Origin of the sequence: Pseudochrobactrum albidum (assembly GCF_051851455.1) — a bacterium.
Classification (GTDB): Bacteria; Pseudomonadota; Alphaproteobacteria; order Rhizobiales; family Rhizobiaceae; genus Pseudochrobactrum.
The window spans coordinates 234,662-246,623 of record NZ_JBPVTR010000023.1 but is presented as its reverse complement, the minus strand read 5'-3'; the positions used below and the strand labels follow the sequence as shown (position 1 = coordinate 246,623).

Below are 11,962 nucleotides of genomic sequence, written 5' to 3'. Positions count from 1 at the left end.
TCATTCCATTTGAAAATATGGTATGTTTTATTCAATTAAAACGAATGATCTGCCATGATGACCCTTGAGCAATTGCGTATTTTTGCGGCTGTCGCCAAGCAACAGCACCTCACACGAGCGGCCGAAAACCTGCATCTGACGCCCTCTGCGGTCAGTGCCGCCATCAAAAACCTTGAAGATCATTATGATACGCTCCTGTTCAACCGGATCGGCAGGCGGATTGAGCTGAATGAGACAGGGCGCATTTTTCTGCATGAGGCAGAAGCCGTGCTTGCACGCGCACGTGCTGCGGAACAAACATTAACGGAAATAACCGGCCTGCAACGCGGCAGCCTGCATATTTATGCCAGCCAGACCGTTGCCAGTTACTGGCTGCCGCCGCTTTTGGCGCAATTCCATACCACTTATCCGCAAATTGCTATCAGGCTCTCCATCGGTAATAGCGAACAGGTTGTTGAGGGCTTGCGGGAAGGATATGCGGATGCGGGTTTTATCGAGAGTGAAACAACAGATTCGCTCCTGCACAAAGAGGCGGTGGCAACGGATCAGTTGATTACCGTTGTGCGCCCGCAGCACCCTTGGGCAGATCTGGACATGCTTGACATTGAAACATTGCCGGAGAGCTTCTGGATTCTACGTGAACAAGGCTCAGGCACCCGCGCGGTTTTTGAAAATCATCTGCGGGATCATGGCTATGATCCGGCCATGCTGCCGCTGGCGCTGGAGCTCCCTTCCAATGAGGCTATTTGTTCAGCCTTAACTGCAGGCGATTACGCCACCATGCTTTCCGCACTTGCTGCGCGCCCCCATCTTGCAGCCGGCACATTGAAACAGGCGCCATTCACCCTGCCGCCGCGCCGTTTCTGGCTGCTCACCCATCGCGAACGCTATTGCAGCCATGCCGTGAAAGCCCTGCATGAAATAATCAGTAAGGCCAAAGCGCAATAATCTTCAGCGAATTGCGCTGATCAGCCTTTTATCAGGAAAACAAGTGGCAGGCCGGCCGTTTTTCTCCTGCCAGATGCCGATGGAACGGCGGGTTTTAAATCCGGCCAGGCCATCAGGCTTGCCCACATCATAGCCTTGTCTTTGCAAGCGTCTCTGCATGGCCGCCACATCGGAACGGTAAAGGCCGCCGACAGTGCCCCAACTTTGTGAAAAACCACCGCTACCATCGCTCATCCGGTCGGAAACATGGCCGATAAACAGCGCATAGAGATCACTCATATTATAATTTTTCAGCACATAGAAATTCTGGCTGACAATAAATGCAGGGCCATGGCGGCCGGCAGGCATCAGCAAAAAGCCTTGCTGATCCATTTCCTGCGCGGGAAATGCCCTGCCATTGACCCGGGCAATCCCCAAGCTTGCCCAATCTTTGAATGTCCTGCCCTGATCCGGCCCTTCCAGCGCACAGGAAACATTTTGCGGCACAATAACCTCAAAACCCCAGTCACGCCCCTTCTGCCAGCCAAAATGCTGCAAATAAGCCGCGATCGAAGCCAGCGTATCCGGTACGGAATTCCAGATATCGCGCCGCCCGTCCCCGTCATAGTCAACGGCATGTTCCAAATAAGAGCTTGGCATGAATTGCGGCTGGCCAAGGGCACCCGCCCATGAGCTTTTGAGATGCGCACTGTCCATATAGCCTTTTTGCACGATTTCAAGCGCGGCCAGCAATTCCGCACGAAACATGTTTTTGCGCGTTGCCATAAAGGCCTTGGTCGCCAGCACTTCAAATCCGTTATAGGGAATTTTCACCGCACCAAAAGCAGATTCACGCCCCCATATGGCAATAACAATACCGTTAGGCACACCAAAATCCCGCTCAATCTTTGTAAGCAGCTTTTTATGGGTATTCAGTTTCGCCCTGCCAGAGCTGACAACAGGATCAACCGCTGAAGCGCGGAAGTAATTGGCCGGCACACCAAATTCCGATTGTGTTTGCTGTTTTGGCACCTGTGGTTTGGTACCGGGGGGCACAAGATCGGGTAATTTCCAGTTGAGCTGCACATTCGACAAAGACTGATCAAAAATACTGCGGCTGATGCCGCGCTCCCGTGCCTGCGGCCATAAATCCTGCTCCAGCCATTGCTGAAAATCAGCATTTGCGCGGGATTTGACTGCGGCAGAATAGGGCTGAGCCTGAGCTGTCAATATAGCAGAGGGAACCGCCACGCACAGGCTGAGCGCCACCAGAACCTGCCGGAAAAAACTCTTCTGCATGGCTGCTCCCGTTATATAAGAATTACAGGCACCGGAATAAACCGGCCGCCGGTTTTATAATATGGTTCTGGCACGCAGCGCCGCTGCCAATGTCCCCTCATCCAGATAATCAAGCTCACCGCCAACCGGTACGCCATGGGCAAGACGGGTGATTTTCACATCCATCCCGTCCAGCTGATCAGTAATATAATGCGCCGTGGTCTGCCCTTCGACCGTTGCATTCACGGCAAGAATAATCTCTTTAATCTCGCCACCGGCCACACGCTCAATCAAGCCTTTAATATTAAGATCATCCGGCCCCACACCATCAAGCGGTGACAAGCGCCCGCCCAGCACATGATAGCGCACATTCATGGTGCCGGCCCGCTCCAGCGCCCAGAGATCAGACACATCCTCAACCACAATCAGCACCGACGGATCACGGCGCGGATCCTCGCAAACCGTGCAGGGGTCACTGGTATCCACATTACCGCAACAAGAGCAGATACGCACCTTCTGCGCAGCCTCCTGCATGGCTTGCCCCAGCGGCACCAGCAATGCATCTTTTTTCTTGATCAGATGCAGCGCGGCGCGGCGTGCAGAACGCGGCCCCAGCCCCGGCACGCGGGCAAGCAGCTGAATCAGGCGTTCAATCTCAGGTCCGGCGATTCGTTTTGACATAATAAAGACTTAGAACACAGAAAAGCGATGATGACCTGATCCTGTCAGATCATCATCCTGATCTTTTGCATGAGCATATATTTATTTTAAAAACTGCCCGTTAAATTGCGGAATATGCCTCAAATCCGGACAATACAGGCAGAATAATCACATAAGCCAGAGCGGCTGTCAGAATGGCAGTTTCATGCCCGGAGGAATAGGAAGTCCGGCGGTCAGAGCCTGCGTCTTTTCTGCCACCATTGCTTCCAGCTTTGCCTTGGCATCATTATGTGCCGCAATAATCAGATCTTCCAGAATCTCGCCCTCACCCTCCTTCAGCAGGGAGGGATCAATCTTGAGACTGCTCAATGTGCCCTTGCCAAGCAATGTCAGGCTCACAAGACCGCCACCGGAAGCAGCGCTCACCTCCATCTGTGCAATCTCTTCCTGCATGGCCTTCATTTTAGCCTGCATTTCCTTTGCTTTGCTCAGCATCCCCATCATGTCACGCATGTGGCAGAACTCCTCAGATTATTTTTATATTATAAATGGTTTACGCTAACGGCCGTTTCAACTACGGTTATATATGTTGCGGCTTATTCTTCATCCTCAAAAACACCGCCATCCATATCTGCGGCCCCATCGTCCATATCTGCAGCGGTAATCCGCACATCAATGATTTTTGCCCCGGGAAACCGGTTCAGAATCGCCGCCACATCCGGATCGGCGCGGGCATCTGTTACCAGTTCCGCACGCCTTGCGGTTTCCGCTTCCTTTACGGTCTGGCCGCCACCTTCACGCGCAACAGAAATCATCCATCGCTCGCCCGTCCAGTCAAGCAGGCGCTGAGCCATATCAGTGGCCAGTGTTTTCGGCGCATGTTCAGTGAGTGCAATTTCCATGCGATTTTGCCCGATGGAAACCAAGCGCACGTAATTCTTGACCAGAATCTTGAACTGCAGATCACGCTTGTCACCGGCAAGATTAACAATGTCATTAAGATCACGAATACGCACAGATGATGTCTGAGAGGCAGCTTCCGCCCTGTGGTCATTTGCGGGCTGCGCCTGCCTCTCTGCCTGTGCAGCCGGTTCCGCCAGACGAAGAACCGCACCGCCATTATTCTGGCGCGGTATCATCTGACCGGCAACAGCGCCGGCTGAGGTATGATGCGTTGTGCCGCCAGAACCATGACCGCCCTGCCGTACCGATGGCGCAGGGCTGCCGCGGCCATTATGGCCGCTGGCAATGGCTTTCAACGCCTCATCCAGCGTTGGCAGATCGGCAGAATGCGCCAGACGAATCAGCAGCATTTCTGCCGCCTGCACCGGACGCGATGATGTTTCCACCTCGTGAATACCCTTGAGCAGCATTTGCCAGCAGCGCGACAATGCCCGCACAGAAAGTGTTTTGGCAATTTCTGCCCCGCGCACACGCTCATCTTCCGAGAGCGACATATCCTGCGCCACATCAGGCGTAAACCGCATACGGGTGACCAGATGATTAAAATCTGCCAGATCACTCAAAACAACAGAAGGATCTGCCCCCACATCATATTGTGCACGAAACTCATTGAGCGCCGCGGCCACATCACCGCGCATCAGCATTTCAAACAGGTCGATAATGCGCGCACGGTCGGCCAGACCAAGCATTTCCCGCACGGTCTGGCTATCCACCTTGCCATTACCATGGGCAATCGCCTGATCAAGTATGGAGAGGCTGTCGCGTGCAGAACCCTCACCGGCGCGGGCAATCATTGCCAGCGCCGCCTCATCAGCCTGCACATTTTCAAGCCCGGTAATCTTGCGCAGCAGGCCCGTCAGCGTGCCCGATTCAATGCGGCGCAGGTCAAAACGCTGGCAGCGTGACAATACCGTAACCGGCACTTTACGAATTTCTGTTGTCGCAAAAATAAATTTTACATGTGGCGGCGGCTCTTCCAGAGTCTTCAACAGGCCGTTGAAAGCCTGATTGGAGAGCATATGCACCTCGTCAATAATATAGACTTTATAACGGGCGGAAACCGGACGATAACGCACCTGTTCAATAATTTCGCGAATATCATCAATCCCCGTATGGGAGGCGGCATCCATCTCGATCACATCAACATGGCGGCCTTCCATAATTGCCTGACAATGCTCCCCCATTTCGGTAAGATGCACACTCGGCTGATCAATGGTTGCGGTTTTATAATTAAGGGCACGCGCCAGAATGCGCGCCGTGGTGGTCTTGCCCACCCCGCGCACACCGGTCAGCATCCAGGCCTGTGCAATGCGGCCGGCTGAAAAAGCATTGGTCAGGGTGCGCACCATCGGCTCCTGACCATAAAGATCATCAAAATTTTGCGGGCGGTATTTACGGGCGAGAACGCGATAAGCGCCGTCTGCCGGTTTATGATCCATGAGTTCTGCTTGCTCCTTCACATCCGCCATGCAGGCACAATTCAAGCTCCATTCAGGCAATCTGTGCCCCGCACCGGATATCACAACCGGTATGGCCTGTATTCTCCCTGTAACACAGATTAGGCTGGTTTTGAAAACACAAACAGCCTTTACGCAAGACCGCAGCGGTTTGCGAACAAAAATATCTGCATGATGAAGGGGAAAAAGTGGGAGGCTGGCACGATGACCCGTGCCGAGCTCGTTAGGGCTGCTTCCTTCCGGACCTGACCCGGTTGGCGAGTGGTCCGTCCACCACCAACCTCCCGTGTTTCATATCGGAAATTTGCGCACAAAATGCAAGACCAAAAGCCTAAACAATAAAAAATACAGATTATTTTTATGTATTTTATGCTTGAATATATCCAATGTAATAAACCACTCTTTATAAAGAGGCCGCATATGCCGGATTTTACCCTTGATCAACGCCTGCAAGATGACAGTTTTTCTGTAGGCCCGCTCGGATTATGCCAGCTTCTGTTGATGAATGACAAACGCTGGCCATGGCTGATTCTCGTGCCGCAGCGGGCAGATATCTCAGAAATTCATGATCTGGCACCGCTGGATCAGGCCATGCTCAGCTTTGAAACCGCTATGGTGGCCAAAGCCATGAAAAGCGCCACCGGCTGCGAGAAAATCAATAGTGGCGCTTTGGGAAATATTGTGCGCCAGTTGCATATTCATATCATTGCCCGCAACTGCGGCGATGCAGGCTGGCCGGGGCCTGTCTGGGGGCACGGCACGCGTGAACCCTATGAAAAGGATGAAGCAGATAAACTCATCCGGATTTTACGCGCCCGCCTTGCCGCCTGATTCCCCCTGATCCCGCTTGCAGATTTTGATGTTGTGTCCCTATGTTCCGGTCTTCTGATACTGCCTCCCTCACCGACCTCACTATCGGCTTTACCGGTAAAACCCTTGATCCGCATGCCGAAAAACGTGATGAAACAACTTTGCCGGCTGCCCTTCATCATCCGGCGGCAAAATTTCTGCTCTTTACACACAACAGAATTATTTTGCGGCAGGATGAAAATGACACGCACACGGCCTTATTAAGCCTTGCGGAGATCAAAAAACTCTGCCCTGTGAGCGACATCAACACACAGGACAGCCTGGTTCTGCTCGGCGAGGCTGACGGCACAGCCTATCTGGCACTGGAAGCGGAAAATGACATACAGACCCTGCCCGCAAATATACAGGCGGCAGAATATCGTGCACTTTATACGCATAATCTGCTTGAGCCCGCACTTGCAGGCATGGTTGCACAGGCTGCGGCTCTTCTTGCATGGCACCGGACACACCGGTTTTGCGGGCGGTGCGGCCATAAAACGGAAATGCGAATCGGCGGCTTCAAACGGCTTTGCACTGCCTGTCATGCCGAGCATTTTCCACGTACCGATCCGGTGGTGATCATGCTGGTTATCCGCAATACGGCATTGGGGGAGCAATGTCTTCTGGCACGCGGTGCACATTTTGCACCGCACACCTATTCCTGCCTTGCCGGTTTTGTGGAACCGGGAGAAACAGTTGAAAATGCCGTGCGCCGTGAAGTGCGGGAAGAAGCAAGCCTGACTGTTGGCCGTGTCATTTATCATGCCAGCCAGCCATGGCCATTTCCCTATTCGCTGATGCTTGGCTGTTTTGCGCAAAGCCTGTCGGATGATCTGAGGCTTGACCCTGACGAAATTGGAGGACGGGCGCTGGTTTGGCCGTGAAGAGGCCAGAACCATGCTGGAAAACACCCATCCCCAGGGGCTGCGCACCCCGCCGCAAGGCGCTATTGCCAGCGCATTAATCCGCTATTGGGTGGAAAGCACTTAAAAACGCCGGATAAACCGGCGCCTCTTTGATCAGCCCTCCAGTTTTCATTTCGTGGTAAGCCGTTGCTTGAAATCTACTCAGCTGCAAGCCGTTGCTTGAAGTTTACTCAGCTGCAAGCAACTGCTTGCGGTTCTCACTGCCGGGATAAACGCCGACAATGCGCACTTCCTTGCTGAAAAAGGCCAGTTCCTCCAAAGCCAGCTGTACATGACGATCATCCGGATGCCCCTCAATATCCGCATAAAATTGTGTGGCCATGAAAGTGCCGCCAATCTGATAGCTCTCCAGCTTGGTCATATTGACGCCATTGGTGGCAAAACCGCCCATCGCTTTATAAAGAGCCGCCGGAACGTTGCGCACGCGGAAAACAAAAGTTGTCACCATCAGCTCATCCGGTGATTTACGCGGTGCCCATTGCTCCTGCTTACACAGCACAACAAAGCGCGTAATATTATTTTCCGCATCCTCGACATTGCTCTGCAGAATCTCCAGCCCGTAAAGCTCCGCAGCCAGCATCGGCGCCAAAGCCGCCTTGCTTTTATCGCCAAGTTCAGCCACCTGACGGGCCGCACCGGCCGTATCTCCTGCAATAACCGGCTTCCAGCCATTGCTGCGGATCACCTTGCGGCATTGGCCAAGCGCATGAATATGGCTGTGCACAGTTTTGATATCTTCCATTCTTGTGCCGGGCAGCACCATCAACTGAAAATGGATCGGCAGAAAATATTCGCCAATAATATGCAGCCGTGATTCCGGCAAAAGATGATGAATATCAGCAACACGCCCGGCCAGCGTATTCTCAATGGGAATCATTGCCAGATCGGCTTCACCATTTTCAACAGCATTGAATGCATCCTCAAAGGTTGCACATGGCAGCGGCTCCATTGCCGGAAACATATTGCGGCAGGCCGTATCGGAATTGGCTCCCGGTTCACCCTGAAACGCTATTTTTTTGGTCCTCGCTACCATTTTTCATGCCTTTATTATTTATTGAACGTTTTTACCAATATCAGCGGTCAGATAATGACGCGCTTTTTCCAGATCCTGCGGTGTATCCACACCAAGCGGAACAGATTGAACCACTTCAACATCGATTCGCATACCCGCTTCCAGAGCCCGCAATTGCTCCAGCTTTTCACGCAGCTCCAGCACAGACGGGCCAAGGGATACAAATTTTTCCAGTGCCGTACGGCGATAGGCATAAAGACCGATATGATGATAAAGCGGCCCGTCGCCATAAGGTGCAGTGGCACGGGTGAAATAAAGCGCACGTAATCTATTGGTGCCTGCAAGTGGCGAACCGACAATTTTAACCACATTGGGATTGGTCTTTTCCTGCGCATCCGTAATCTCGACAGCAAGGGTGGCAATGTCGGCAGGCCCGTCAATCAATGGCTGCAGGGCAGTTTTGATAATTGCCGGATCAATGGTTGGCAAATCACCCTGCACATTGATAACAACATCAAATTCTTTATCAGGATCAATAACTTGTAATGCTTCATAAATCCGGTCAGATCCGGATTCATGCTCTGCGCGCGTCATGACCGCCTCAATATTATGCGCCTCAACAACAGCGCTGATCTGTGCATGATCGGTAGCAACCACCACACGGCCAAGGCCCGAAGCCGCCGCACGTTCAGCCACATGGACAATCATCGGCTTTCCGGCAATATCTGCAAGCGGTTTGCCCGGCAGGCGTGTGGAAGCCATTCGTGCAGGTATAAGAATGAGTGATTTTAGCGGCCTGGACATGGTTATTTATCCCAAAGTGTCAAAAAGTCACGGGTGTTGTCGTTCTTATAGGTGTTGCCATGCCTATATAAAAGACCTAGTTTCCGGCAAAAGTCGGTAATGGCGGATATTTGTCCTCGCCGCAGTTACAACCAATCACTATTATTACAGCGTTGGGGAAGAGGAGCGCTAGAAGCCACATGGAATCGTCTCAATCCAACAAATATATTATGGCCTTTCTGGCTACGGTTTTTGTCGTCATGACCATCGAGATTTCATCCGATGCTCTGTTTTCGACGCCGGCTCCTGAGAAAAGCGGCTATGAAATTGCCGCCGGTGACGGCGCTGCACCAGCCACCGCCGGCAAGGAAGTTGCGGCAGCCGTGCCGATTGCCACATTGCTGGCCTCGGCAGATCCTGCACGCGGCGCAACTGTGTTTAAACGCTGCACAGCCTGCCATACCGGTGAAAAGGGCGGCGCAAACAAGGTTGGCCCGCATCTATGGGATGTGGTGAACCGTCCGATCGCAACGGTTGAAGGCTTCAGCTATTCCGCAGCGATGAAAGAATTCTCACAAGGGGGCAAAGAAGTCTGGAATTATGATCATCTCAATAAATTCCTGACCTCGCCCAAAGGCTATATCAAGGGCACGGCCATGGGCTTTGCCGGTGATAAGAAAGACGCTGAACGCGCCGATCTGATTGCCTATCTGCGTTCACTGTCTGATAATCCGGCACCATTACCAACGCCAGAAGAAGCCAAACCGTAATTATCATCAGGCTGTAACCGGTGATCACAACGGTTGCAAAAGTCAGCCTTACATCCTAAAGCCGGGTATCAGACCCGGCTTTTATTTTTCAGGAGAGATTTTCACATGTCCGATGAAACAATTGTACGTGACAGCAACGGTACCCAGTTGCAGGACGGTGATTCCGTCACCCTGATCAAGGATCTGAAAGTGAAGGGAACATCCGAAACCATCAAACGCGGCACATTGGTTAAAAATATACGCCTGAACGGCCGTGACGGTGAAATTGAATGTAATACAAAACAGGTCAAAGGGCTGGTTCTGAAAACAGAATTCGTCAAAAAAGCCTGATCATTACAAAGATTTAATTCTTCTGCGCCAGATTTTAACCTGCTTTTGCCTGCTTTCCCTTTTAATTCGGTTCAGGATCATTAAACTGATGTCCTTGATCTTAAGGCAGAATTATCAGGTGAGAGCATGAAGGCAGCATTGCGGATTATGTTTGTTGCAAGTCTTGGCCTGTGCGCAAATTGGGCACAGGCACAGGATAAGGCACCGGAGAGCGGGGCAAATAGCGGCCTGCCATGGCACCATGCCGTCAGCCTGACCGGTGAGCCGAAATATCCCGCAGGCTTCAAACATTATGATTATGTCAATCCGGATGCACCCAAAGGCGGCACACTTGATCAGGTAGCCGTCGGCACATTTGACACACTCAACCCCTATACGGTTCAGGGTGTTGCTGCTGCCGGCCTTGCCTCCTTTGGCGGCGGCATGCTTTATGATACCTTGATGGAGCAATCGCTTGATCAGGGCTCAACATCCTACGGAATGATTGCCGAGGCGATGCAATATCCGGAAGATTTTTCCTGGGTAAAATTCCGCCTCAATCCCACGGCCTATTGGCATGATAAAACCCCGATCACGGTTGAAGATGTGATCTGGTCCTTTAACACGCTGAAAAAACAGTCCCCGCTCTATAATCGTTATTATGCCGATGTGGTAAAGGCGGAAAAAACCGGCGAAAATGAGGTTACTTTTACCTTTGACAAGGCCGGCAACCGCGAATTGCCAAGCATTATGGGAGATCTTGTTGTCCTGCCCAAACATTGGTGGGAGGGCAAGGATAAAAACGGCAAGCAACGCGATATCAGCCGCTCGACACTGGAAATTCCGCTCGGTTCAAGCGCCTATAAGATTGCCTCCATAATACCGGGCAAATCCATCACATGGCAGCGCGTGGATGATTACTGGGCCAAAGATCAGCCAACCCATGTGGGGCGTAATAATTTTGATCAGGTTAAATACGAATATTTTCTGAATAATGATGCCACATGGGAGGCTTTCAAAAAAGGCGGCGTTTATGATTTTCGCCTGGAAAATATTGCCCAACGCTGGCACGAACAATATAATTTCCCGGCCGTTGAGCGCGGTGATGTCATCAAAACCAGTTTTCCGTTTCATGCTGCCGGCCGGATGCAGGGCACATTCCTGAATACGCGCAGAGCAAAATTTCAGGATATACGCGTGCGTAAAGCACTCAACTGGGTCTTTGATTTTGAAAGCATGAACCGCCTGCTGTTCTTTAACCAGTATAAACGGATTGAAAGCTATTTTGCCGGTATTGATCTGGCCTCATCAGGCCTGCCCTCACCCGAAGAGCTGAAAATTCTTGAAACCGTGCGCGGGGAAATCCCTGAAGAGGTTTTTACCAAACCCTTTAAATTGCCGGTTTTTGACAGTGCGCAGGCCATGCGCAACAATCTGCGTCAAGCAATAGACCTGTTCGCTCAGGCAGGCTGGGTTATCAAAAACGGCAAGCTCACCAATGATAAAGGTGAGGTATTTACGCTGGAATTTTTGACGAGCAATCCCAATGATGAACGCGTGATCAACCCTTATATCAATAATCTGCGCCGCGTTGGCATTCATGCCACTTTGCGTGTGGTGGACAGCGCCCAATATCAGGCGCGGGTGAATGATTTTGATTATGACGCAATCACCACAATTGTGGCGCAGAGCCAATCACCGGGCAATGAACAGCGGGAAATGTGGAGCAGCATTGCCGCTGATATGAAAGGCAGTAAAAACTATGCCGGCATTAAAAATCCGGCGATTGATAAACTTATTGACCGTGTGGTCTATGCAAAGGACCGCAGCGAACTGGTTGCCGCAACCCGTGCGCTCGACCGCGTTTTGCTGTGGAATTTCTACACTGTCCCGCAATGGTATTCCGATACAATCAATGTGGCCTATTGGAACAAGTTTGATTTACCGGAAAAGCAACCGGATTATTCCGGCATTGATCCATTTTCATGGTGGATAAAACCAAAGCCATGAAAATAGTTCGCTATGATT

Annotated in this window: 11 protein-coding genes, 1 other RNA gene and 1 pseudogene; 6 read left to right on the top strand and 7 right to left on the bottom strand. The window is 51.7% G+C overall.

Annotated features, from left to right (window positions below):
- Nucleotides 1-57: 57 nt before the first annotated feature.
- Nucleotides 58-948, top strand: coding sequence for a LysR family transcriptional regulator (locus tag ACSTTO_RS10230; RefSeq protein WP_439273271.1), 891 nt, complete (start codon nt 58-60; stop codon nt 946-948).
- A 3-nt stretch (nt 949-951) separates the two neighbouring features.
- Here the strand turns inward: ACSTTO_RS10230 and ACSTTO_RS10225 are convergent, their stop codons facing one another.
- The 5 genes from ACSTTO_RS10225 to ffs all read right to left on the bottom strand — a co-directional run bounded on the left by ACSTTO_RS10225 (nt 952) and on the right by ffs (nt 5,570).
- Nucleotides 952-2,226: a lytic murein transglycosylase gene (locus ACSTTO_RS10225; RefSeq protein WP_439273089.1), complete on the bottom strand. Its 1,275-nt coding sequence runs from the start codon at nt 2,224-2,226 to the stop codon at nt 952-954.
- A gap of 54 nt (nt 2,227-2,280) precedes the next feature.
- Entirely contained in the window at nt 2,281-2,886 is a 606-nt protein-coding gene (recR, locus tag ACSTTO_RS10220; RefSeq protein ID WP_439273088.1) for a recombination mediator RecR, read from the bottom strand.
- A gap of 168 nt (nt 2,887-3,054) precedes the next feature.
- Nucleotides 3,055-3,378 (bottom strand): YbaB/EbfC family nucleoid-associated protein, encoded by a 324-nt coding sequence (locus tag ACSTTO_RS10215; protein ID WP_439273087.1) that lies wholly within the window; start codon nt 3,376-3,378, stop codon nt 3,055-3,057.
- A gap of 83 nt (nt 3,379-3,461) precedes the next feature.
- On the bottom strand, nt 3,462-5,267 hold the full coding sequence (locus tag ACSTTO_RS10210) for a DNA polymerase III subunit gamma/tau (RefSeq protein WP_439273086.1): 1,806 nt from the start codon (nt 5,265-5,267) through the stop codon (nt 3,462-3,464).
- Between the two features lie 206 nt (nt 5,268-5,473).
- An RNA gene (gene ffs, locus ACSTTO_RS10205) (signal recognition particle sRNA small type) lies at nt 5,474-5,570 on the bottom strand.
- 135 nt (nt 5,571-5,705) lie between these two features.
- Here ffs and ACSTTO_RS10200 point away from each other — a divergent pair.
- On the top strand, nt 5,706-6,116 hold the full coding sequence (locus ACSTTO_RS10200) for an HIT domain-containing protein (RefSeq protein WP_439273085.1): 411 nt from the start codon (nt 5,706-5,708) through the stop codon (nt 6,114-6,116).
- Nucleotides 6,117-6,157: 41 nt separating this feature from the next.
- A pseudogene (gene nudC / locus ACSTTO_RS10195) lies at nt 6,158-7,124 on the top strand (NAD(+) diphosphatase).
- A gap of 102 nt (nt 7,125-7,226) precedes the next feature.
- On the opposite strand, the gene ACSTTO_RS10190 reads toward nudC, so the two are convergent.
- Both ACSTTO_RS10190 and ACSTTO_RS10185 read right to left on the bottom strand, forming a co-directional pair.
- Nucleotides 7,227-8,093 (bottom strand): prephenate dehydratase, encoded by an 867-nt coding sequence (locus ACSTTO_RS10190; RefSeq protein WP_439273084.1) that lies wholly within the window; start codon nt 8,091-8,093, stop codon nt 7,227-7,229.
- A gap of 18 nt (nt 8,094-8,111) precedes the next feature.
- Nucleotides 8,112-8,876, bottom strand: a complete 765-nt coding sequence (locus tag ACSTTO_RS10185; RefSeq protein ID WP_439273083.1) for a 3-deoxy-manno-octulosonate cytidylyltransferase — start codon at nt 8,874-8,876, stop codon at nt 8,112-8,114.
- A gap of 179 nt (nt 8,877-9,055) precedes the next feature.
- Between ACSTTO_RS10185 and ACSTTO_RS10180 the strand changes: the two genes are divergently transcribed.
- From ACSTTO_RS10180 to ACSTTO_RS10170, 3 genes are all read left to right on the top strand, one after another.
- On the top strand, nt 9,056-9,625 hold the full coding sequence (locus tag ACSTTO_RS10180) for a c-type cytochrome (protein ID WP_439273082.1): 570 nt from the start codon (nt 9,056-9,058) through the stop codon (nt 9,623-9,625).
- 105 nt (nt 9,626-9,730) lie between these two features.
- Entirely contained in the window at nt 9,731-9,955 is a 225-nt protein-coding gene (locus ACSTTO_RS10175; protein WP_439273081.1) for an alkylphosphonate utilization protein, read from the top strand.
- A 126-nt stretch (nt 9,956-10,081) separates the two neighbouring features.
- On the top strand, nt 10,082-11,944 hold the full coding sequence (locus tag ACSTTO_RS10170) for an extracellular solute-binding protein (protein WP_439273080.1): 1,863 nt from the start codon (nt 10,082-10,084) through the stop codon (nt 11,942-11,944).
- Nucleotides 11,945-11,962 lie beyond the last annotated feature (18 nt).